Annotated in this window: 20 protein-coding genes and 1 pseudogene; 16 read left to right on the plus strand and 5 right to left on the minus strand. The window is 60.0% G+C overall.

The genetic code is table 11. From position 1 onward, the window contains the following. The 3 genes from repA to repC all read left to right on the plus strand — a co-directional run bounded on the left by repA (position 1) and on the right by repC (position 3,462). Positions 1–1,200, plus strand: a complete 1,200-nt coding sequence (repA, locus tag DSM107133_RS22610) for a plasmid partitioning protein RepA (protein WP_009807965.1) — start codon at positions 1–3, stop codon at positions 1,198–1,200. Beyond that, positions 1,200–2,168 (plus strand): plasmid partitioning protein RepB, encoded by a 969-nt coding sequence (repB, locus tag DSM107133_RS22615; protein ID WP_024099295.1) that lies wholly within the window; start codon positions 1,200–1,202, stop codon positions 2,166–2,168. The genes repA and repB overlap by 1 nt, the downstream gene beginning before the upstream one ends. Before the next feature lie 238 nt (positions 2,169–2,406). Further along, positions 2,407–3,462, plus strand: coding sequence for a plasmid replication protein RepC (repC, locus tag DSM107133_RS22620; RefSeq protein WP_009807963.1), 1,056 nt, complete (start codon positions 2,407–2,409; stop codon positions 3,460–3,462). Between the two features lie 212 nt (positions 3,463–3,674). On the opposite strand, the gene DSM107133_RS22625 is transcribed toward repC, so the two are convergent. Next, complete coding sequence (locus DSM107133_RS22625; RefSeq protein WP_009807962.1) at positions 3,675–4,877, minus strand: Fic family protein; 1,203 nt, start codon at positions 4,875–4,877, stop codon at positions 3,675–3,677. Between the two features lie 90 nt (positions 4,878–4,967). Here DSM107133_RS22625 and DSM107133_RS25020 point away from each other — a divergent pair, with 90 nt between their 5' ends. The 11 genes from DSM107133_RS25020 (at position 4,968) to DSM107133_RS22675 (ending at position 14,866) form a co-directional block, all read left to right on the plus strand. Continuing rightward, complete coding sequence (locus tag DSM107133_RS25020; protein WP_268793849.1) at positions 4,968–5,093, plus strand: hypothetical protein; 126 nt, start codon at positions 4,968–4,970, stop codon at positions 5,091–5,093. Positions 5,094–5,170: 77 nt separating this feature from the next. Then, positions 5,171–5,641, plus strand: a complete 471-nt coding sequence (locus DSM107133_RS22630; RefSeq protein WP_009807960.1) for a hypothetical protein — start codon at positions 5,171–5,173, stop codon at positions 5,639–5,641. Between the two features lie 40 nt (positions 5,642–5,681). Further along, the gene (locus tag DSM107133_RS22635; RefSeq protein WP_009807959.1) at positions 5,682–6,623 is read left to right on the plus strand and encodes a zincin-like metallopeptidase domain-containing protein; all 942 of its coding nucleotides are present in this window, start codon (positions 5,682–5,684) and stop codon (positions 6,621–6,623) included. A gap of 204 nt (positions 6,624–6,827) precedes the next feature. Beyond that, positions 6,828–7,799, plus strand: coding sequence for an MBL fold metallo-hydrolase (locus DSM107133_RS22640; RefSeq protein ID WP_009807958.1), 972 nt, complete (start codon positions 6,828–6,830; stop codon positions 7,797–7,799). Positions 7,800–8,387: 588 nt separating this feature from the next. Beyond that, positions 8,388–8,777 carry a DUF3768 domain-containing protein gene (locus DSM107133_RS22645; RefSeq protein WP_114294178.1) on the plus strand — a complete coding sequence of 130 codons (390 nt, stop codon included), beginning with the start codon at positions 8,388–8,390 and terminating at the stop codon, positions 8,775–8,777. 214 nt (positions 8,778–8,991) lie between these two features. After that, on the plus strand, positions 8,992–10,023 hold the full coding sequence (locus tag DSM107133_RS22650; RefSeq protein ID WP_055296358.1) for an IS110 family transposase: 1,032 nt from the start codon (positions 8,992–8,994) through the stop codon (positions 10,021–10,023). A gap of 466 nt (positions 10,024–10,489) precedes the next feature. Beyond that, positions 10,490–12,472, plus strand: coding sequence for a ParB/RepB/Spo0J family partition protein (locus DSM107133_RS22655; protein ID WP_009807956.1), 1,983 nt, complete (start codon positions 10,490–10,492; stop codon positions 12,470–12,472). A 76-nt stretch (positions 12,473–12,548) separates the two neighbouring features. Further along, on the plus strand, positions 12,549–13,142 hold the full coding sequence (locus DSM107133_RS22660) for a hypothetical protein (protein ID WP_009807955.1): 594 nt from the start codon (positions 12,549–12,551) through the stop codon (positions 13,140–13,142). A 102-nt stretch (positions 13,143–13,244) separates the two neighbouring features. Further along, complete coding sequence (locus tag DSM107133_RS22665; RefSeq protein WP_009807954.1) at positions 13,245–13,898, plus strand: hypothetical protein; 654 nt, start codon at positions 13,245–13,247, stop codon at positions 13,896–13,898. Positions 13,899–14,024: 126 nt separating this feature from the next. Continuing rightward, the gene (locus tag DSM107133_RS22670; protein ID WP_005668772.1) at positions 14,025–14,351 is read left to right on the plus strand and encodes a type II toxin-antitoxin system PrlF family antitoxin; all 327 of its coding nucleotides are present in this window, start codon (positions 14,025–14,027) and stop codon (positions 14,349–14,351) included. After that, positions 14,348–14,866, plus strand: coding sequence for a type II toxin-antitoxin system YhaV family toxin (locus tag DSM107133_RS22675; RefSeq protein WP_009807953.1), 519 nt, complete (start codon positions 14,348–14,350; stop codon positions 14,864–14,866). The genes DSM107133_RS22670 and DSM107133_RS22675 overlap by 4 nt, the downstream gene beginning before the upstream one ends. 70 nt (positions 14,867–14,936) lie before the next feature. Here the strand turns inward: DSM107133_RS22675 and DSM107133_RS22680 are convergent, their stop codons facing one another. Next, on the minus strand, positions 14,937–15,116 hold the full coding sequence (locus DSM107133_RS22680; RefSeq protein WP_243253643.1) for a hypothetical protein: 180 nt from the start codon (positions 15,114–15,116) through the stop codon (positions 14,937–14,939). A 4-nt stretch (positions 15,117–15,120) separates the two neighbouring features. Here DSM107133_RS22680 and DSM107133_RS22685 point away from each other — a divergent pair, with 4 nt between their 5' ends. Both DSM107133_RS22685 and DSM107133_RS22690 read left to right on the plus strand, forming a co-directional pair. Next, positions 15,121–15,273, plus strand: coding sequence for a hypothetical protein (locus DSM107133_RS22685; RefSeq protein WP_009807951.1), 153 nt, complete (start codon positions 15,121–15,123; stop codon positions 15,271–15,273). Between the two features lie 102 nt (positions 15,274–15,375). After that, a pseudogene (locus DSM107133_RS22690) lies at positions 15,376–17,550 on the plus strand (strawberry notch-like NTP hydrolase domain-containing protein); the annotation flags it as partial. A 123-nt stretch (positions 17,551–17,673) separates the two neighbouring features. Here DSM107133_RS22690 and DSM107133_RS22695 read toward each other — a convergent pair. From DSM107133_RS22695 to DSM107133_RS22705, 3 genes are read right to left on the minus strand one after another with little or no spacing between them, the layout of a single operon-like run. Beyond that, complete coding sequence (locus DSM107133_RS22695) at positions 17,674–18,678, minus strand: tyrosine-type recombinase/integrase (RefSeq protein WP_114293633.1); 1,005 nt, start codon at positions 18,676–18,678, stop codon at positions 17,674–17,676. Beyond that, the gene (locus DSM107133_RS22700) at positions 18,675–20,030 is read right to left on the minus strand and encodes a tyrosine-type recombinase/integrase (protein ID WP_114293634.1); all 1,356 of its coding nucleotides are present in this window, start codon (positions 20,028–20,030) and stop codon (positions 18,675–18,677) included. The genes DSM107133_RS22695 and DSM107133_RS22700 overlap by 4 nt, the downstream gene beginning before the upstream one ends. Beyond that, positions 20,027–21,256: a site-specific integrase gene (locus tag DSM107133_RS22705; protein WP_114293635.1), complete on the minus strand. Its 1,230-nt coding sequence runs from the start codon at positions 21,254–21,256 to the stop codon at positions 20,027–20,029. The genes DSM107133_RS22700 and DSM107133_RS22705 overlap by 4 nt, the downstream gene beginning before the upstream one ends. Positions 21,257–21,281: the final 25 nt, after the last annotated feature.

Consider the following 21,281-nt stretch of genomic DNA (forward strand, 5'->3'; position numbering starts at 1 on the left):
ATGGATGATCGTAACATTGGATACACGCAAGGCATAGGCTCTTCCGATATCGGAGCATTTGCCGACAATCTGGCTGAGTCTTTGGATCGCCAGATGAAGATCGCTTTCGAACCCGAAGAACGAAAGTCCCTACGTCGCTTCAGTTCCACCGAAGTCGCCGGCCTCCTGCGCGTAAGCACATCTAACCTGCGCAACCGGCACAAGGACGGCAGCTTCCCGGAAGTGCATACAGACAACCGCGGACACCGGTTCTACACAGCCCAAGAGATTGATGAGTTGCGCGATGTTCTTGGACGCACTGGAAAGAACGCAGAAAGCTACCGCCCAGGTCGACGTGATGGCGATCGTCTCCAGGTGATATCCGTCGTCAACTTCAAAGGCGGCTCATCAAAGACTACTGCAACGATTCATCTTGCGCAAAGGTATGCCTTGCGCGGTTACCGCGTGCTGGTCCTAGACCTCGATCCGCAAGCAAGTTTGACCACGTTTTTCGGCTTTCGGCCCGAGCTTGAGTTCGCCGATGGCGGCACAATCTATGATGCTTTGAGATATGAGGACCAAGTTCCTCTCTCGAACGTCATCCAAAAGACCTACTTCCATAAGCTCGACATGGTGCCCGCCGGTTTGATGCTCTCGGAGTACGAAACCGAGACCGCAAACGCTCTCGCCCGTCGCGTACAGCCCATCTTTGCAGAGCGCCTCGCCTTGGCGCTTGAAGAGGTTGAGGCAAACTACGACATCGTCCTGATCGACTGCCCGCCTCAGCTTGGGTTTCTAACCCTGACTGCGCTGGCAGCCTCGACGGGGCTTTTGGTTACCGTGGTACCTGGCATGCTTGACATCGCATCCATGAGCCAATTCCTGAAGCTTGCTTCAGAAACGGTCAAGGCCGTGGAGGAAGCCATCGGTCGGCGTGTCACATGGGATTTTGTCAAGTTCCTGATTACCAGATATGAACCGTCGGACGGTCCGCAGACCCAAATGGCAGGCTACCTGAGATCAATTCTGGCAGGTCAGGTCATGACAGAGCCAATGCTGAAGTCTACGGCGATCTCCGACGCGGGGATGACCCAGCAGACCGTCTACGAAGTCGATCCAAGCCAATTCATCAGAAAGACAATTGATCGCGCCCTGACCAGCGTGAATGGCGTTGGCGATGAGCTAGAGCAGACGATCCAAATGGCATGGGGGCGTCGCTGATGGCCCGAAACATCTTCAACCAGCCTCCAAGGAATGAGACGGAGAGCGGAGCCCCCTCCCCTACCCCGCCAAAAGCGGCAAAGCTGCCGGGATCTGTTGGAGGATTGCGCGACTCTTTGCGCGAGATCACAGCAAACTCGATTCGCGATATCGAACCCGATCAGATTGACATGGATGGGCTGCGCGATCGGTTGGTGCTGGAAGATTCCAGTATCGATGAGTTGGCCGAGAGCATTCGCAAGCATGGCCAACAAGTGCCCATCATGGTCCGTCCATCAGCCCAACCGGACAGATACCGCATCATCTACGGCCGCCGCAGGCTTGCGGCGATCCGTAAGGTCGGTGGAACGGTCAAGGCAATTGTTCGAACCTTGGACGATGACGCATCTCTGATCGCTCAAGGCCAGGAGAACAACCTCAGGCTTGATCCGTCTTTTATAGAAAAGTCTCTTTTTATCAAAGAGATGCAAGAATCCGGGTACAAACCCGGTGTCATTCAAGATGCTCTAGGTCTGACCCGGCAAGGCGTATCCAACCACAGGGTCGTCATAGAACAACTGCCAGACGGTCTTGTTCAACTCATCGGGCCAGCACATGGGATCGGACGACGGCAGTGGGGTGATCTAGCTGCCTTGTCGGTGAAGGTAGATTTGGTGGACATCGCCAAAGAGGCGCTCGCCGCCCTGCCCGACGACACTCCTAGTTCCGAAAAGTTCCAAGCGGTCTATTCGGCTTGCTCGAGCAAAGCACGTAGCGACAAGAAGCCGCCCAATCGTGGGCTGACTTCGGTCATCAATGATGAGAACGGCAGTTCATTGGGCACGCTGACAATCGATGAGAAGGCGATCGCGCTCAAGGTCACCAAGAAGGACAATCCAGAATTCGGCCAATGGCTCGAAGAGCACGCGGAAGCTACGCTTTTGCAACTCTTCGTACAGTGGCGGAATGAGAGAGGCTCTGGGTCCTAACCCAGGCCACACAGAGCAACACGAGCAGAGGAGAAAAGCGAAGACCCGAAAGAAAAGAGCCCCCCAAAGTTTCCCCTGGAGAGCCCTCATCATCTGATTAGCATCTTTGATGTAGCAACCTCCAGCATACCGGTCAAGAGTCACCGATTCGGTGGACTGATATTTTTTGCCTTTTTCCGCGAAAATTCGAGGAAAGAGACGGGGAAGTTGTGGGCCGAACGGTCGTCGTGAACAAGCCATGGCATTTACAAAACTCTCGATCGAAGCCGCAGGTGCTGATGCAACCCGCGGCTCATTTCCCCCATCTGAAACCGACGTCTGGACCATCTTCAGAGCCCTGAGAGATGCACGCAGCGTGTTTGGTCTACGTCCTGGCCACATACAGACACTTCAAGCAATGCTCAGTTTTCTGAAACCTGGCCATGGCGAAACGGTTTTTGCGTCTAACAATTCACTTTGCCAGCGCGTTGGCGGAATCGACGAACGGACACTCCGGAGGCACATCAACCGCTTCGTTGAACTCGGATTCATCAAGCGCAATGACAGCTCGAACCGAAAGCGCTACCGCGTTCGCTCATCCGGCGGGGAGTGCATCAGTTATGGATTGTCTCTCACCCCCCTGCTCCAACGTGCGAGCGAGCTTATAGCCATCGCGCAAGAGATGGAGAATAACCGGCGAGATCGGATATTTGTCCGCAAACAGATCCTTACAAAGCTCGCCCATTTGGAAGAGCACGATCCTAGCAACGCATTCATCAACCACGCACGGAAAGCTCTACGCAGGAAGCTGAGCCTCCCCGAATACCACGCTCTGCTCGCCAATACAGATGCAGAATGCCAGAGTTTGTCTACCCCGGATGACCCGCCTGAAACTATGGAATTGCCCGCCAATGACGGACAAACTGTCCGGCATCAATCTAAGTCTGAAGAAGAAAAAAAAGATTTAGATAGCAACATAGGCCTTGAGGCCCTGAAACCAGACTTGCTGACCTCAGTCTGCGATCAGGCGACATCGTTCTCCACAGAGAGACTTAGAAACTGGTTGGACATTGAAAACCATGCTCGAACACTTGCACCCATGATGGGCATTCACCCAGAGACTTTCGAGAAAGCCAAGAATGCTGTAGGAGCTCAGAAAGCGTCATGCGCGATCTTCATCATGCTACAGCTTGGAAAACGCATCAGGGATTTTGGAGCGTATTTTCACAGTATCACCCTGGGTCAAAGGCAAAACCAATTTGATCCATTAGCTTTGATCAAGCGACTGTCCGAAAACAATGAGCGAACTGTCTAATGTCCACCGCGGTGGACTTCGAGCGAGAAGCGGCGCTTGTGGCAACCAAAACTGTCCAAACGCACATAGCGGCGCGTGGTGGTTCTTCAGTTTATCTCAGACCAGCAGATGTCCACCGCGGTGGACAAGTGACACACGAGCAAGCCTTGATGAAAATCTGGCCGCTCATGGAAGAAATCGGCGGCCAGGCATTACACCCTAAATGCCTAAAGTTATTGTGGAAGGTCACCGTCTCCAAAGAGGTTTGGAAAGAGCCGCTCTCGATAATCCAACGGAAACGCCAACCGAACCGGCGTCTTCGGCGAGGCGGACGTCATGTATCCGGCGGCGGTCAGTTTACTCAGCGTGTTGCGAGCAGTACGCTCGGACGTCTTGAGCACAATCTGCGCATCGCCTCGTTCCAGTGCCCCATGACGAAGAACCGCCGAGATTAGTTCCGGCGCTCGCTTGTCATCGATGGTATCTGCAACAAGACGACGATACCGTTGGTCCAATCCGCCGAGATCGAACAATCTTGCTGAGAAGCTGATCTGGTCGAGCGTCACCTTTAGGAACCATTCACTAAACGTCTTCAGTGCCGCTTCTGACAGGTTCCCCCGTCCGTCGCGGTCTCCGCGGCGTGGACTGTCGGCCAGATCCATCATCCGTTTGTACTCGCCCCGATCGGTTAACCCGCGGGCCAGCCCACGTGATACGGACCAGAGCCCTTGGCCACCAATCCCCGCTGTGAGGCCCATGGCATGAGACATCAGTCTGCTGACACGGCCGTTACCATCCGGGAAAGGGTGGATGTAGTTGAGCCGGTGATGCGCAGAGGCGATCGCGATGATCCGTCCGCTCGAAGACCGCGCCGCAATCTGAAATCGTTTGTCGAAATGGTCCATGAATGCGGCGACGCGCGACGATGAAGGAGGTAGGTGGCGCCCGACCGCAACTTCCCGATCATCATCCTGGCGCATGCGTCCCGGAACGATGGGCTCTTGTGTGCCGTCGGGATGTTCGATGACCCGAAACTCATCCGGCATCTCGTCGTAGAAGCTCTTATGGACCCAAGTCAGGAATTCGACGGATGTGGGGCGGGGCAGGGTGCCCTTGCGATGCATCTCGTCGATGGCCCGTTGAACGATGACGTGCGCCCGGGCCTCAAGGGCGAGGGGACGGGTTTCTTCCTCAAGCTCGGCACCAGCCAGCGCCCTTTCGATGTCGCGGGGGCGCGTGTTGTGTCCTTCGATCAGGTTGGAGTAGTAGCAGTTCATCACACGGACGAGATCGGCAAGTTCGGCTGCGCTGTCAGGATGCAACCCTTGTCCCAGCCCAGTGGCTTCCCTCTGGATGTCGACCGAAAGGTCTGCCAGTTCTGTAGGAATATGCTCCTCGAAGAAGCAGGGTTCGATCCTGGCGGGTGTTTCCAGCATTTTTGCCGATCTTCCATGTTTGCAAAGTAATTGAAAAATAAACACATTTCGTACTTTCAAGCAAGGTTTTGCCGATATGCGTTGCCGATCTTGCCTGCCGATCTGGAATTGCTGCATGAAATCAATGGCTTCGGCAGAAGGGCCGGGCTTTTCGGTTTTGTTGTGTGCCCAAAGGGGCCGGAAAAAGAGAAAGTGTTCTTCGGGTTTTGTGACTGACGGATGAGGGCCTTTGGGGTCCCTCAGATGGGTCCGGGCCGGGTTCCGGTCTGCCGTTCCGGATGAAGGGCGCTCCCATGCAAACAGGTGTCTTGCGCGTGCTCCGCGCAACCGCCGCCTCCTGGTGGCGGCATAGAGAGCTGCGCCGAACTGGCCAGACGGCGCTGGCACAGCGTCTCGAACGCCAGACCGTCCTGCGTGATCTCGGCTATCTGAAGCAGGCGGCGTCATTGCCAAACGCGCATGTGATCTGCGGGGATGGCGGGACATTCCTCCATCTCGGTTGGACCACCGTTTCGACTCTCGCGCCCATCGAGCGCTTTCCCTTGGCCGCCCTCGCGGTCGCACGAGGAACGCCGTTCATCGATATCCGATCCGTCACCGATGTCACCGCCTTCGCGAACTTGCCGTGCGTGGCGCGGGACGGATCGGTCGACCCTGACCCTTGCGGTCCTGGCAGGTCCGTCTCGCTGACCACCTACATCGACATGGTCGAAGGGCTCGGCGCCAGGATCATCAACGATCCGAGGCCCCGTCAGTCAATCTGATCACCACTCCCTCTCATCAACACTCGAAAGGACGCCAGCCATGGCCCGATCCCGCACGCCCAAATTCGATGCCTCCGAGGTCATCACAAACGAAATCATCCGCATCATCGAGCGCGGCGTCCTGCCGTGGCGCAAGCCATGGACCGCAGGTGGCAGCTCTCGTCCCCTGCGCGTGGGCGGAGAACCCTACCAGGGAGTGAACAACTTCCTGCTGACGATGCGGACCGTGATGGCGGGCCACAGCTCTCCCTTCTGGATGACGTTGCCGCAGGCCAATGCCTTGGACGCAAAGGTCCGCAAGGGCGAGAAATCCTCTGTCGTCGTCTATTACGGTCAAAGCCGGAAAGACGCGGGCGGCGATGAGCATGACCGCAGCGACGGGGATGATCACTCCGAGGAAGCCCGCATCTTTCGCTTTCAGAAATCCTACCGCGTGTTCAATGCCTGCCAGATCGATGGCCTGCCCGATAGCTTCTTCCCCGACCCGGAGCCCGCGCCCGAGCATCCGCCGTCCGAGCCCATCCCGCATATGCAGGCGTTTTTCGATGCCCTCGATATCACGACCGTCTTCACGGGGACGGAAGCCTACTACCTGCCGCCCGTGGACAAGGTGTTCATGCCGTCGATCGCGCGGTTCGAGAACCCGCGGAACTTCTACGGGGTCTGGGCGCATGAGCTGGCTCATGCCACAAAAGCTCCCCATCGACTGAAGCGTGATTTCGGTCTCTCAAAGTTCGGTAACACCTCATACGCGCGCGAGGAGATCGTCGCCGAACTGACCTCGGTGTTTCTTGGGCAGACGCTCGGCTTTACGGCGCATACGCTCGAGATGAACGCGGCCTATCTCTACAACTGGCTGCGCGTTCTGCGCTCTGACAAGAACGCGATCTTCAAGCACGCCGCCGATGCGCAGCGCGCATGTAATTATCTGATCGCCAGATCAGAGGCGGGCAGGGCAGAGCGCAGCGCCAAGGCCGCTTGACCTATGCTTTGCCGCAAAGCAGAAAATGGCAGCTGTGAGCCCGAGTTGTGGTGTGCTGCAAATCCGTAAGATGTCCGCTGCTCGTCCGTGGGCCGTTGGTCTGTTCATGCTCTCGGTGGGTGGTCATCTGAAATTTGGACCTATTTAACTAAAAGCATACAAAACGCAGAATTGAAGTTCTGCATATGAAACAAGGAAAAACTCATGACTTCTTTTGATCTTTCGCGCCGTGGATTGATTCTGGGCGCCGCGGGTGGCGCCGCCCTTCTTGCCGCCGGACGCCCACACCCCCTGCAAGCCGCGGGCCATGCAACGGCACCACTTCCAACCTTCTATGATCGTATGGTAGGCAATCTGCGCGTGACGACATTGCTGGACGGGTATTTCAAGCTCGATCAGAATCTTGTGACGAACCTCGGGGACGAGCAAATCGCGGAAGGAATGAAGGCGGCCTATCTTGACCCCGCGAATCCGATTCCGCTGGCAATCAGTACTCACGTCATTCGCCAAGGAGACCAGGTCAGCTTGGTCGATGCTGGTGCGGGCAGTGCCTTTGGACCAACAGCAGGCAGGTTGCGCACATCGCTGGAGTTGCTTGGCGTTGCACCTGAAGACGTGACGCGCATTGTGTTGACGCACATGCATCCGGATCACATCGGGGGATTGATCGCAGATAATGGCCCGGTCTTCCCGAATGCATCGTTGCATGTCAGCGAAACCGATCATGCCTTCTGGACGGACGAGATGATCGCATCGGGTGCGCCGGAGTCTTCGCAAGGTTTCTTTGCCTTGGCACGTGCTGTCAGCGAGGCCTACACTCAGCGGACCGAAATGTTTGGCGACAATACCGATCTTGGTGGCGGCCTCACCACTTTGGCAATGCCGGGGCATACCCCAGGACACAGTGGGGTCCGTGTGTCGGATGGCTCTGATCAGTTGATCATATGGGGAGACAGCACAGCTGTGGCGTCGCTGCAGTTTAGCCACCCTGATGCCGGTATCGCCTTTGACGCAGATGGCGTGCAGGCCGCCGAGACGCGCCGCCGTGTCTTGGATATGGTGGTTGCCGACAAGATCGCCGTTGCGGGCACCCATTTGCCGTTCCCTGGTATCGGTCATGTCGAAGAAAAAGACGGGGCCTACGCTTGGGTTCCAGAAGAATGGCAGCACATATAAAGCAGTCGTCCCACCAAGCTGAGAGCTGGTCGCGGATTTTCGGACCGGTCGTTACACTTAGGTAGCTACTCAAGACCTCGGCGAAGATGACGAACCGGACACGCTACGCCTGCTGAATGGCGCTGTCGGACCAATTCCAATTTGTCCGACAGCGCTACTAGGGCGACATCATGCTGACAACCCGCGCGATTGGTTCCCAAGGGTTCGGGCACGAGAAAATGCCCTGTCAGAGATGTCAGATTTTTCAAATTCACGAAAACAAAACAGCACATTGCGCCACCCCTCTTTGTTCCAGCCTAGATTTTCGTCATCCCGTCGGATCTCAATGAGGTGTAGAGGGCCGTGCCTAGGATCTTGTCATCGCCATGATCTTTTCTTTTTGAGCCGGTTGCATATTGGCGAGGAAATCATAGGCATTGTCATTGCCGAAGCGGACAATCGAATTGGTGACGCGAACCGCAGTTTCGTCCCGCTGAGCGGACTGTCGGAACTGTTTGGTTCGGGCAGGTTTGGACCGGGTTTTCCGACATGCGGAAAAGAAAAAGCGGGCTTTGAGAAGGGTGTTTTAACTTCTCAAAGGAGATCCCCATGTCCATGACCGTTCAACCCCTGCCAGACCGTCCGGATCCGACCGTGATCGCGGCGCAGAACGACGCGTTTCGCAAGCTCGCATGCCTTGGAGTGCCGCCCGCGCGGCCCATCCAGGGCCGGATGCATGTCACCCGCGCGCTTATGGAGGCCGGTGACGGCTTCATGGGCGAGGCGGTGAAGGCGACCGGTGAGTTTGCCACATTCGAGCCTGAGAATGATCCCGAGGGATGGCACGATTTTGGCGCGGTCGAGATCCGGGGCGAGACCGTGTTCTGGAAAATCGATCTCTATGAAGCAGACTCGGATTTCCGCTACGGGGCTGAGACCCCGGACAATCCCGCCACCACCATGCGCGTGCTGACCATCATGCTGGCGCGCGACTGGTAGGGCAGGGGACACCCCCTGCTGAAACCCCAGGCGATGAAGGCCCACTGACCCCTCAAAGGGAGAGATGCCGTAATGGGGCTTTCGGCGAATCGAGCACGTTTCGCTTGTTTGTCAGCATGATCTGAAGTGCCGTTGCCCTTGATGCGCCTGCAGCGCGTCTACGAGGTCGTATGTTTCCATGCGCCTCAATTCCTAAGAATAGAAGGGCAACGACATGAATGTATTTATCGGATTGGATGTATCTCTGGCAAGCACTGCGATTTGTGTGCTGGGGCCACAGGGGAGGATCGTTGAAGAATTACAGGCGGAGAGCGAGCCTGAGGCATTAGTACGTGCAATAGCGTCATTGTCATATTCGATCGATGCGATCGGGCTCGAAGCCGGACCTTTGTCCCAATGGCTGAGCAAGGGAATGGAAGAAGCTGGCTTTGACGTGGTCATGATGGAAACACGATTGGTGAAGGCAGCCTTGAAAGCCATGCCGATCAAGACCGACAGGCGCGATGCCCAGGGCATTGCGCGCTTGCTTCAAATGGGATGGTACAGGCCCGTGCACCGCAAATCTGTGTCCTCCCAGGAAATCCGCGCGTTGCTGACGGCGCGCAAGTCAGTTCAGCAGGCCATCATCAACCTTGAGCTTTCGATGCGGGGTGTTCTGCGAAACTTTGGCATGAAGCTGGGGCATGTCACCAGGATTAGGTACGAGGCCCGGGTGAGGGAACTGGTTGAGCAGAATGAGATCCTGTCCGCGTCGACTGAGGCTCTTCTGCGCGCGCGTTCCCAGTTGCGCGCCGAGTTGGCTGACTTGGATGCCAAAATCGCGGGTCTGGCAAAACACGACGATGTTTGCCGTTTGATGATGACGATGCCAGGTGTCGGTCCGATCGTCGCCCTGACAGTCAAATCTGCGATTGATGATCCGACCCGCTTTGCGCGGTCGAAGGATGTCGGACCGTGGGCGGGGCTTACGCCAAGGCGCACGCAATCCGGAGAGATGGACATCGTTGGACAAATCACGCGAGCCGGTGATCGCGGGCTTCGAACCGCGTTGTATCAGGCAGCGATGATCCTGATGCACCGTGGTGCCCCGAACTGGCTGCAATCTTGGGCACTTAAAGTAGCGCACAGGCGTGGGGCGAAGAGGGCCATGATTGCACTTGCTCGACGCATTGGCGTCGTCTTGCACCGCATGTGGATAGACGGCACGCCGTTCCGCTACACGCAGAACTCCGGCGCGACTGCATGAGCGGGAAGCTTCAAGGACAATTCAGAGCGGAGGGTTGAGCTGCGCCTCATGACAGGTACGTCGAGGTCCCTTGCCGGGACGAGGTTCCTGGAGATGCCGAAGGCCCGCAAGTTATCAGCAAATGCTGAATACGCGGGAAAGATGGGCACCCAGGACCAGATTTGGACCAGGCATAGAGTGGCAGCTATGAGGCTGACTACGGACGGAAGAACGAAGCCCGGGTAGGGGGTGTCCCTCAGTCCTGATGTGCGGTTGCAGTGAAAAAGGAAAAGTAAGCTTTTGAATTTGTGTCTTAAACTTGGTGAGGAATGAGATCCTCGCCGGGATTTTTGACTTGCCCGAAACCCTTGACAGAGGCCCGCCCCATTACGGAAGTGGGCCTTTTGTCGTGGTGATCCCTGAAGCCGGGGATTGGTCACGCGGGTGAAGGCGCGGGCCACACCTCACCCACCTGGAAGGATACCCCATGACCACGAACTTTGCCCCTCTCACCGTCGCCATCGGCGATCTGGTCCCGCATCCCGCCAATGTGCGCAGCAACTCGCCGGAAACCTATGATCCCGAGAACATCGCGCATCTGAAGGCCAGCATCGCCGTTCTGGGCCTCTTGCAGCCGATCCTGGTCCAGAAGTTCGACGGCAAATACGCCGTGCTGGCCGGTGGCCGGCGGCATGCCGCGCTGAAGGAGCTGGTCGCTGACAAGGCCATCAAGGGCTTCACGGCGAAGACCAAGGTGGACTGCCGCCTTGTGCCAGAAGACTGCGACGTCACCACGGCGCTGTCGCTCGCCGAGAACGTCACCCAGGCGCCGATGAACGCCATTGACGAGTTCGAGGCTTTCGCCCGGATGATGGAGGTCGATGGCCAAACGCCCGAGACGATCGCAAAGACCTTCGGCACCACGGTGGCCGCCGTGAAAGGCCGGTTGCGCTATGGCCTTATCCACCCCGACATCCGCGCCGCGGCCCGGGGCAAGGTGATCACGCTCGACACGATGAAGGCCTTTGCTGAGCATCCAAGCCAGGAGGCGCAGCGCGAGGTCTTCGAGGCGCTCACGAAGGACGGCGGCTATCTGCAGGCCTATACCGTCCGTCAGGCCCTCAAATCCCGCGGCGTGCAGGTCAGCGACGATATCGGGGCTTTCGTGCGCGTGGACTACGAGGCGCGTGGCGGTGCCGTCGCAGCCGATCTGCTGGATGAGCATTCCGTGCTTGAGGATGCGGCTCTGGTCGAGACCATCTTGCTCGAGAAGCTTGGTGCAGCCGCCGAGGACGCCCGTATGAGGCTGGGCTTTGCTTGGGCCGATGCGATGGTCCGCTATGATTACGCGACCATGGCCGATTACGGCCGCGTCTATCCCGGCCCGATCGAGCCTGATGAGGCTGCGCAAAAGCGCGTGGATGAAATCACCGCCGAGCTTGAGAAACTGCAGCTCGAGATGGAGGATGAGGGGCTCGAGGACGGTGCCTACAACGCCCTTTACGAGCGCGTGGACGCCTTGGAAGAGGAAGCCCGCGATCTGCAGGAGGCCTACAGCGCCGAGGACCTCGCCCGCGCTGGTGTGATTGCCTCGTGGCAGGGTGGGCAGATCACGCTCCATATTGGCCTCGTGCGCCCGGAGGACACCGTCAAAGAGGAGGGTGCGCGCGGCTCCTCGGCTAACCCGACTGGGGAGGAGGCCCCAGACGCCGGAGAAATCACCTATCCAGCCTCGCTGGCAGAGGACCTCAAGACCGAGCGGGCCATGGCCCTTGGCGCCGCGATGGCGCTGCATCCGGAAGCCACGCTCGATCTGACGCTCTTCAAGCTGGTCAGTGACGTTCTGGCCAGCGGCATGAGTGTCACACAGGCGATCAAGATCGATGCCCGCAAGGAATACCGCAGCCATGCCAAGATGGACGAGATCGACGAGACCTCGCTTGAGCAGGTGGCGGCGGCGCATGATGCGCTTGACCTCTCCTGGCTCGATGATACCCGCCCGCCCGCCGATCAGTTCGCGGCGTTTCGCGCGCTGAAGACTGGGGAGAAGGCCAAGCTCGTGGCCTATGCCACGGCCAGCACCACGCAGTCCTGCTTCGCGCGGGACCGCCAGCGCGACAGCCTGATGCATGCGTTCGAGATCGAGATCATGCCCGACATCCGCGCCCACTGGACGCCGAATGCGGCGCTCTTCAACCGCTTCAAGAAGGCCTGGCTCCTGAAGATCCTCGGTGAGGATCTGGGTCTCGCCCAGGAGGCTGTGACGCTCGCCTCGTCGAGCAAGAAGGAGATCGTCGCCTTCTGCGACAAACTCTTCGCTGAACCCTTCGCCACGCTCACCGACGCGCAGCGCGCTGCCGTGGCCGCCTGGTGCCCGCCGATGATGCAGACCGCCGGTGTCGCCTGTGATGAGGCGGAGCCCACTGCGGAAACCCCGGAGCCTGACAGCGAGGTCGCGCAAGCGGCCTGAGCCATTACGCGACCCGCGCGTGGACCACGTCGCCCGCGCGGGTCGACCCTTCCAAACCGAACAGAAAGACATCCCCATGGCTATTCTCAAGTTCTCTGCCTCCGCAGTTGCGGCGCAGATCGCCCATGCGCGCGCCTGCAAAACCTTCCTGCCCAACTGGAACGGGCCCGTGGACAGGCCCGCCCTGATCCTGATCGTCGGCAATGGTGTGCATCTGCGCTCAAACGGCATCGATGGCACGACCACCCGTATCGTCACCACCGAACAGGCCGATCCGTCCTTCGCCTTCGCCGACGGCATGAACCCGTTTCGGGACACCGACTGGATGGCGCAGCGCCGCATGGCGTTTCGCGATCTGACCGGCCAGTTCTACACCGACACCCTGGATGACGTGCAGGTGCTCATCGACCGGGGGCGGGGGGCCATCCGGCTGGCCACCGATGGCCACAGCATCCGCGTCTTCGTGCGCCGGGCCTCGGACTATCTCATCGGCGGGACCTACGAGGTGCCCTCGGGCCTCGGCGGCACCTTCCGGGTCATCCTCGAGGATGCCTGCGACACCTTCGCGATCGTGCAGAACTGCGGCAATTGCGAGGATTTCGACGCCATGCAGCCCTACCGCGTGCCGCTCGATGCGCTGATGGAAATCGATGACCGGAGGGCGGCGTAACGCGCCCTTTCTCAAACAAGCATCGCCAATACCCTGCCAGGCCTGCGGCCTTCTCGGGACATTGGCGACAACAATTCCCCCAATTAGAGAAAGGACTCTGAGATGGGATGGCTCTTCTACACCGACCGCCGCGTCAAAACCTACGCGGATGAGAAAGCGGAAATCGCCCGGCTCTGCACCTCTCATGGCGACACGCGCAAAACCGAACTGGTCAAAGCCTGCAAGGTCGGCTCCACCTGGTATGCGGCGGCAAGGGTCACCAATCTCGACGGCACCGCTGTCGAAGACGCGACCTATGTGACCGATGTGGATGGCTCCATCACGTTCGGGGCTGTCTTCCTCACCCGATATGATGACGGCTGCTGGGGCTACAAGGACATGGAGGAAAGCGCTGGCCCGAACGAGTCTCGTGCTCCCCTTGCGTTGATCGGGCTCCTCTCCAACCTGAAAGACCCGGACAGCTACGCCCAGGACTGGCGCCAGCGCTGCCGGGATTGGGCTGCGATCCCGGACTACGAGGAAGGCGACAAGATCAGGCTCGCCACCCCTGTGACGCTCACCGATGGCAGCACTTGCCAGATCGTGACCGCGACGCACTACAGGCGTGGGCGGCAAAAACGCCGCTGCTACCGCATCGAGGAAACCGGTGGGCTCGTACGCCTGTCGAAGGCCTCGCTTGCGGGCTCGGAGCTGCTCAGTTTCGCGAAGGGTGCGGCCAGTCCTGTGCTGGCGGAGTATCTCGCGGGGCGAGACTAGGTGCTGCGCCGGACGGTTCATCGACCTGCCCGGCGACAGCAGATCCTGCGGCTTATCTTGACAGAGCAATGCAAATGCATTACCTATCGCAGGCAGCAAAGACCCCCATTCTTTCAGGAGACTGCCATGACAGCGCTCGCACAAGATGTCTCGAAACTCACGGATCGGTATCAGACGACCGTGCCGGCGGGTGTGCGCAAGCAGCTCAAGCTGGGCAAGGGCGACCAGATTCGCTACTGCACCGAGCCGAGTGGCAGGGTCTATATTGAGCCCGTGCGCAGCGACGAGGAAGATCCTGTGCTCGGCGCCTTTCTCGATTTTGTCGAGGCCGATATCAAGGCGCATCCGGACCGCATTCGGGCGTTCGATGGGGCTTTGCATGACCGTCTTGCAGCACTGGTCGGAGACGTTGACGTCGATCTCGATGCGCCGCTATCGCTCGAGGATGAATGAGCGGCGATAGCGTGCCCGCTCAAGCGCCCCTTGTCGTAAACGGATGGTCGATTTATGCGCATCCGCTCTTTCTGGACCAGCTCGAAGGGCTGACCCTGGAGGTCGAGGCGCGTAAGGCACGCGATCCCAAGACCTGGCGCAAGAAGAATTCCACGAAACGGCTGGCCGCCATCTTCAAGCTGGTCACCGAGGCCATACCGGCAGATCCGGGTGCCGCCGCCTTCCGGCAAGGCGGCACACTCGGCGATCACCGCAAGCACTGGTTCCGGGCGAAATTCTTCCAACAGTATCGGTTGTTCTATCGGTTCAACAGCGATGCGAAGGTCATCGTGGTGGCCTGGGTGAACGACGACAAGACCCTGCGCGCCTATGGCAGCAAGACGGATACCTATGCGACGTTCAAAGGGATGCTGGAAGATGGCAACCCACCTGACAATTTTGACGCGCTCCTGAAAGAAGCCGCGGCGGCGGACAAGCGGTTCGAAACTTCCCTTGAAGCGGCGCCCGATCGGTAAGTGGCCTAGGATGATTTTCTGCGACCCTAACGGCACCGCCGTTTACGGTATCACGCAAGGTGATGTAACCTCACGCCTTAACACGGTTGGAGAAAACGCAATGGACGAAACGGGAAAGGAAGGGCCACTTCTTGGTCTCGATGAGCAATGCGCGTCCCAGATGAAGCGGGGCCGTTTGCCAGTCGCGGTGCACGTTGCAGACATGCCCCATGGCCTTGGCAAGCTTCTGGATAAAGCTCTCGAGGAGCATTTCCATGGCCGCTGAAGCGAATTCTTATGACGCCTGGTTTTGCGCGCAGGTGCAGGCCGCGCTGGAGGATGCACGCTCGGGAACATCTCAGGTTCAGGTGATGCAGGCCGCACAGGCATTGATTGATGCGAAACGGGAGGTCGAAGCCAAGTCCTGACCAAGCCTTGGAGGTCAGCGCGGTCTGACCCCCGTCACCATGAAAAGCGAAAGCGGGCTTTTTGTCCTTTGGAACTCAGACCCTGATCCAAAGGAAAATCCCATGTCCAAGCCCAATCCGGCAAGCCCGGCTCTCTCAACCTCCGACGCTGATTTCACCTCTGCGCTGGCGCAGATCGGCGCGGAGATCGACCATCAACCCCTGCGCAGTTCAGCGCTGGCGCGCATCATGCGCGAGACGTTTCATGGCAGCGATGCCGGGGGCGCCTGGGACTGGCGCATAGCCTATGACCTGATGCAGGCCGCAGCCATCCAGGTTGTGCTGCGTGGGGACGGCGCGGCAGGTGACTTCGCTGCTGCAAAGCTGCTTGCCTCACGGCTGCTGACGGAAACCCGCCGCTCCGAGCAGCAGATCCGGCTGCAGCAGTTTTCCACGCCGCTGCCATTTGCGGCGCTGGTCTTGCGGGCCGCGGCGATCCGCAAGGGCGAGACCGTTCTGGAGCCCTCGGCTGGCACCGGTGCCCTGGCAGCTTTCGCCGCCCGGGCTGGTGCCACGCTTTTGCTCAACGACATCGACCCCTTTCGCCAGTGCCTCCTGCGGGCCCTCTTCGGTGGCGATGTGACGGGCCATGACGGTGAGCATATCGACGATCTGCTGCAGACGCCGGTTCTACCCGACGTCGTGGTGATGAACCCGCCCTTCGCCTCCTCGGTCGATCGTTCCCGCGACAAGCACATCGCTGCAAAACATCTCATCGGGGCTGCAAAGCGTCTCGCGCCCGGCGGGCGGCTGGTGGCGATCATGCCGCCGGGATTCACGCCCGAACGCGATGCCGCGCATTGGTCCCGCGCCTGCGGTCTCCTGACGCCACGCTTGGCGCTGACGATGCCGGGGCAGGTCTACCGCAAGCTCGGCACCTCTGTCGAAACCCAGCTGATGGTCTTCGACAAGGTGCAGGAGGACGGCGAAATGATCCGCGCCGCGGTTCAGGATCTGGAGGAAGTCCTTCCTTTCGTTGACGCCGTGGCCGCGACCCGGACCGAGATGCGCCCAGTCCAACGGGCGGCAGCGATCCCTCATACTCGGTCGAGCGTTCCATCATCTGCCCCGCGCAAGGCCGCCGCTGCGCCTGTCGCCCCCTCCAAACCCCGGGCCAAGGCCGTTGTCCCGCTCAGCTTCACAAGCCTTCAGACCCCGCGCGACAACACGCCCATCTCGGACATCTATGCGCGCTACCGTCCGCAACGGATCGAGATTGCGAGTGCGCAGGAACATCCCACGCCGCTCGTTGAAAGCATCGCAATGGCCTCGGTTGCCCCGCCCATGCCCTCAAACACGGGCAGTGATGACTTGCGACTGCCCGCGAAGCTGATCGAGGAGGGTCACCTCTCCGAGGCGCAGCTGGAAACCATCATCATGGCGCATGACGCCCATGGGCGCGACCTGCCCGGTCGGTTCACTATCGATTACGACCAGACCAAGCTGACGCGCGCCGATGATGACCAGGATGCACGTGCCTATCGCCTTGGCTATTTCCTCGGCGACGGCACCGGTTGCGGCAAGGGCCGCGAATGCGCGGGGCTCATCCTTGTCAACTGGCTGGCCGGGCGCAGAAAGGCGATCTGGGTCTCCAAATCCGCCACGCTTATTGAGGACGCGATCCGCGACTGGACCGATCTCGGCGGCTCGCCTGCCGACATTCAGCCGCTTTCCAAATGGAAATCGGACCAGCCGGTCCCGATGGGCGACGGTATCCTCTTCGTCACCTACGCCACGCTGCGGTCCGCGGGCAAATGCGGCACCACGCGACTGAGCCAGATCCTCGAATGGATGGGCGCGGAGTTCGAAGGCGTGCTGGCCTTTGATGAGGCCCATGCCATGCAGAACGCAGCAGGGTCCGAGCAGGGCAGGGGGGTCAAACCCTCCCAGCAGGGCCTTGCTGGCCTGCGGCTGCAACTGGCAGCACCCCGCGCCCGCGTCTTCTACATCTCGGCCACGGGTGCCACGAGCGTGCACAATCTCGCCTATGCCGCGCGGCTGGGGCTCTGGGGGCAGGGCCCCGAATACCCCTTCCCAAGCCGCGAGAGTTTCGTTTCTGCGATGGAAGCCGGCGGCGTGGCTGCCATGGAGGTGGTCGCGCGTGATCTTAAGACGCTCGGCCTCTACACGGCGCGCGCCCTCAGCTTTGATGGCGTGGAGTATGACGTGCTCGAACACGCGCTCACCCCGGCCCAGATCGAGATCTACGACGCATACGCGGGTGCGTTTCGGACGTTATGCGCAGCTGCGCATAACGTCCGTAATCGCGAGGACGCGATAATGCGAAGGAACGCGGCGCCATCGCTATTGTTCGGGGATTTGAGGGCTACGTCCTTCACATTATCTCTCCTTGGTTTGGGGTCAGAGGGTATCGAGCCAGGCGAGCAGGTCCGCGTCACGTTTCCATCGCGCGGGTCGATTTCCTGCTGTCGGAACGCCGACCTGTTCGAGCGCCTTTCGCTTGGTTTCGAGATTGGCCTGGGCGTAGTGGTTGGTCGTGTCGAGACTGACATGTCCCAGCCAGCTTCGGATGACGGTGATGTCGACGCCCGCCGCGACGAGGTGGACGGCCGTTGCGTGTCGGAAGCTGTGCGGCGTCACATGCTTCGAACGAAGCGTGGGTGTCGTTTTCGCCGCCGCCGCGACGTAGGCCGCCAGCTTGTACCGCACGCCCGAGGCTCCCAGTGGTTCGCCGTAGCGATTGACGAAGATGCGCTCATCGGGTGCGCGCGGCTGCCGCTCCAGCAGTTTCTTCAGCAACGTCACAGTTTCCGGCCAGAGCGGGCAGATACGTTCCTTTCGGCCCTTTCCGTAAAGACGCACGCAATACGGTGCTTCGAACCGGATCGCCTTGGGACAGAGATCGAGCGCCTCTTGGATGCGTGCACCACTATTATAGAGCAGCGACAGCAGCACATGGTCTCGCATCCCTTCGATCGTCGATCGGTTCGGCTGCGCGAGGATGGCCTCGACCTCTCCCGGTTCAAGGTAGCAGGGTGCGGCAGAGGGTTTGCGCTTGAGCGGGATCGTGAGGACCTCGGCGCATTGGGCGACATATTCGGGGCTCTTGTCCGCCACGAAGCTGAAGAAGCTGCGGATCGCGGCAAGCCGACAGTTGCGCGTGCCGATCGTGCCCTTGCGACCATGCTCAGCATGGTTGAGGAACGCGCGCACCTCGCTGGCGGAGACGTCCGCCAGGGTGACCCGTGCGACACCAACGCCGTTTCGCTCCGCGACGAACCGGAGCAACAGCCGCCAAGTGTCCCGATAGGACTTGATGGTATGGATCGAGGCGCTGCGCTGTTCTGCCAGCCATTCCTGGAAGAAGGCCCGCAACAATTCGGGGAACGGATTGGCCGATTTCACGACAGTGCCTCCCCGTTGAGGCAGGGGGCGCCGACGGCGCGGAACCGCTCGCTGGCTTCCTGCAGCAGATCCTGCGTGACGGTGATGTAGACCAGCGTGGAGTTGATGTCCCGGTGACCCAGATAGGTCGAGAGGAAGTGCAGCCGGTCCTGCGGGTTGATGCCGATCCGGTACCATTGAAGGATCCGGTTCACGACCATCGAATGCCGCAGGTCATGCACACGCGGCCCCGTCCGCCCGGAGGGCGGCTTGAACCCGGCGCGGCGCATGACGTTGGTGATCATCGTGGTGACCGTCTCCGGGGTGTGATGCCCCTTGAAGTGGTTCTGCCAGAACAGCCCCGATTGCGGGTCCTGCGGAGCGCCAGCGCGCTGCCGCGCATCGAGATAGATGCGTAATTCGGTCATGACGCTGCCCGACAGCGGCAGGATCCTGGTCTTGTAGAACTTCGTTTCCCGGATCGTGATCGTGCCGGATCGAAGGTCGACGTCGCCCAGATCGAGCCGCGCAATCTCACTACGTCGAAGCCCGGCGCAATAGGCCAGCAGGATCATGGTGTAGAGGGTCTTCGGCCGCAGCGGGGCATGCGGCGACGGATAGCGTCGGGCCACATCGAGCATGTGCCGGATGTCGACCGGGCTGAAGATATGCGGTCGCCGGTGCTCCCGCGCCACCTCTCGTTCCGGTCGCGGGTTGAAGCGTTTCGGCGGGATGTTCGGATCGAGCCGGTGTCGCGCCTTTGTCAGGATGCGTCCCAGCTTCTGGCATTCCGCCGCGTGATTGCGGGTGGACTTGGCCGCCGCCCAATGGGACAGCATCGTCTCGAGCGACTCGTCGGCCAGTTCCGGATGCGATTGCAGGAATCGGTCGAACCGCAGCAGCCAGTGAGCTTGCGCTTCGTATTGGTAGCCCCGGTTTCGCATCAGCGCGACATGGTCACGCATGACGCCGCCCAGAACGCTGCCGTAGGGCGCAGGCCGGTACAGCCCGGCGAGTGCCTCGTCGGGATTGGAGGAGGCAAGAGCCCGCCAGATCGGCTTGTTCTGTTTGATGTTGTGCTGCCTGCGAAGCTCTGCGACGGGATTGCCGGGGATCAACTCGTTCTGGACCAGATAGTCGAGGAAGCGGTCAACGATGCAGACTTGGTTCAACAGCGTCGACAATTTCCACCGCGTTGCCATTTCACCCAGCCAGTCCTCGAGCATCTGGCGATCCACTGCTGAGTGCCGGCGCGCAACATCCTCGAAGCTGCGAAGGATAGACCGGTAAGTGTAGCTGCTTCTCTGTCCGAACCGGGACGTGCGGAGAAAGTCCTCGACAACGGTGTGATCGGGATCGTGCCAGGCGCTCATGACAGCACCTCCGAACCGGGCACGTCGAGCGCCACAGCCCGCAAATCTTCGGTGGCAAGTTTGAGATAGGCATTCGTGGACTCGGTCGATCGGTGCCCGAGCACGTCGCCGATGATCTTTTGCGGAACCGACGCCCGTAGTAGTTCAACCGCCCGCGCGTGGCGGAAGACATGTGGCCCCCGTTTCCCAACCGGGGTGACGCCCGCTGCCGCCAGACGTCTTTTGACCATGCCATACAGGTTCGTCATCCGCGTATAGGGCGCGAGGGAGCGGATGAAGACTTCCCGGCTTTCGACTTGCGGGCGCCCGAGGCGCAGATAGTCGAGCACCGCATCGCCGACCGGCGTCAGTAGTGGCATGTAGGAACAGGAGTTGGTCTTGGTGTGACGGATGCGCAGGGATTCCGCGCGCCAGTCGATGTCGTCGAGCCGGAGACTGCAGATTTCGCTCTGACGCAGCCCGTAGATGGCGAGCATCTGCAGAATCGCATGGTCGCGCAGCCCCCTCGGCGACCTGTCCTTTCTGGTGGCCTCCAGAACTATGTCGATCTGGCTGCGGTCCAGGGTCGAGGGAATATCCTCGTAGGCATAGAGCATGGGGCCGATGACCTGTGCACTCAGATCGGTCGGAACTCGCCCTGACTGATGGAGATAGCGCAGCAGTGAACGGAGCCATGCGGCAGAACCCGCGAGCGATATCCGTCGCAGCCCGATGGCGCGCATGTCCATGTAGTGATCGATATCGCGCACGGCCATTGCTGAGAGATCGTCGGCGCCCCTGCGGCCGAAGTACCAGTCCAGAAAGCGCCGCGCCTCCCGGAGCCGTGCGTCGATTGTTTCATCTGCCAGCCCGCGCTCGTCACGCATCCAGGCGCCATATTCACGGCAGATCGCATGCCGAAGCGCTGTATCCGGCGCAATTTCGGCGACCGGTGGCCATGTGCCTTGGGCCAGCCGGAGCAACTTGCAGATCGCCGTACGAGGCACCCCATGCCAACGCGAACTGGGCGGACGGCCATAGCGTGAATGAAAGCAATGGACAGCGTGGCGGAAATACTGATCGACCTGCGATGGCGTTACCAGCGCCACCGGCATGTCGCGCTCGGCCAGGTAGTCCAGGAACCGGCGGGCATAGAGCCGATGGTTGGCCACAACCACGGGATTGTAGTTCTGCTCCGTGAGCGATTGCGAGAGCTCTTCGATCAGCTCGTCGTGCGACTTCAACATGAGTGTCTCCTCAGACGGTTGGAAA

Source organism: Pseudosulfitobacter sp. DSM 107133, from assembly GCF_022788695.1.
Taxonomy (GTDB): domain Bacteria; phylum Pseudomonadota; class Alphaproteobacteria; order Rhodobacterales; family Rhodobacteraceae; genus Pseudosulfitobacter.

Excerpts from the sequence above, each read along its gene's own strand:
- DSM107133_RS22685 (WP_009807951.1), top strand. The coding sequence starts at position 15,121 with ATGGCCGCTGAAGCGAATTCTTATGACGCCTGGTTTTGCGCGCAGGTG.
- DSM107133_RS22700 (WP_114293634.1), bottom strand. The coding sequence starts at position 20,030 with ATGAGCGCCTGGCACGATCCCGATCACACCGTTGTCGAGGACTTTCTC.
- DSM107133_RS22680 (WP_243253643.1), bottom strand. The coding sequence starts at position 15,116 with ATGCTCCTCGAGAGCTTTATCCAGAAGCTTGCCAAGGCCATGGGGCAT.
- DSM107133_RS22630 (WP_009807960.1), top strand. The coding sequence starts at position 5,171 with ATGCAAACAGGTGTCTTGCGCGTGCTCCGCGCAACCGCCGCCTCCTGG.
- DSM107133_RS22705 (WP_114293635.1), bottom strand. The coding sequence starts at position 21,256 with ATGTTGAAGTCGCACGACGAGCTGATCGAAGAGCTCTCGCAATCGCTC.
- DSM107133_RS22645 (WP_114294178.1), top strand. The coding sequence starts at position 8,388 with ATGTCCATGACCGTTCAACCCCTGCCAGACCGTCCGGATCCGACCGTG.
- DSM107133_RS22670 (WP_005668772.1), top strand. The coding sequence starts at position 14,025 with ATGACAGCGCTCGCACAAGATGTCTCGAAACTCACGGATCGGTATCAG.
- DSM107133_RS22660 (WP_009807955.1), top strand. The coding sequence starts at position 12,549 with ATGGCTATTCTCAAGTTCTCTGCCTCCGCAGTTGCGGCGCAGATCGCC.
- DSM107133_RS22640 (WP_009807958.1), top strand. The coding sequence starts at position 6,828 with ATGACTTCTTTTGATCTTTCGCGCCGTGGATTGATTCTGGGCGCCGCG.
- DSM107133_RS22635 (WP_009807959.1), top strand. The coding sequence starts at position 5,682 with ATGGCCCGATCCCGCACGCCCAAATTCGATGCCTCCGAGGTCATCACA.
- DSM107133_RS22655 (WP_009807956.1), top strand. The coding sequence starts at position 10,490 with ATGACCACGAACTTTGCCCCTCTCACCGTCGCCATCGGCGATCTGGTC.
- DSM107133_RS22650 (WP_055296358.1), top strand. The coding sequence starts at position 8,992 with ATGAATGTATTTATCGGATTGGATGTATCTCTGGCAAGCACTGCGATT.
- repC (WP_009807963.1), top strand. The coding sequence starts at position 2,407 with ATGGCATTTACAAAACTCTCGATCGAAGCCGCAGGTGCTGATGCAACC.
- repA (WP_009807965.1), top strand. The coding sequence starts at position 1 with ATGGATGATCGTAACATTGGATACACGCAAGGCATAGGCTCTTCCGAT.
- DSM107133_RS22665 (WP_009807954.1), top strand. The coding sequence starts at position 13,245 with ATGGGATGGCTCTTCTACACCGACCGCCGCGTCAAAACCTACGCGGAT.
- DSM107133_RS22675 (WP_009807953.1), top strand. The coding sequence starts at position 14,348 with ATGAGCGGCGATAGCGTGCCCGCTCAAGCGCCCCTTGTCGTAAACGGA.
- repB (WP_024099295.1), top strand. The coding sequence starts at position 1,200 with ATGGCCCGAAACATCTTCAACCAGCCTCCAAGGAATGAGACGGAGAGC.
- DSM107133_RS22625 (WP_009807962.1), bottom strand. The coding sequence starts at position 4,877 with ATGCTGGAAACACCCGCCAGGATCGAACCCTGCTTCTTCGAGGAGCAT.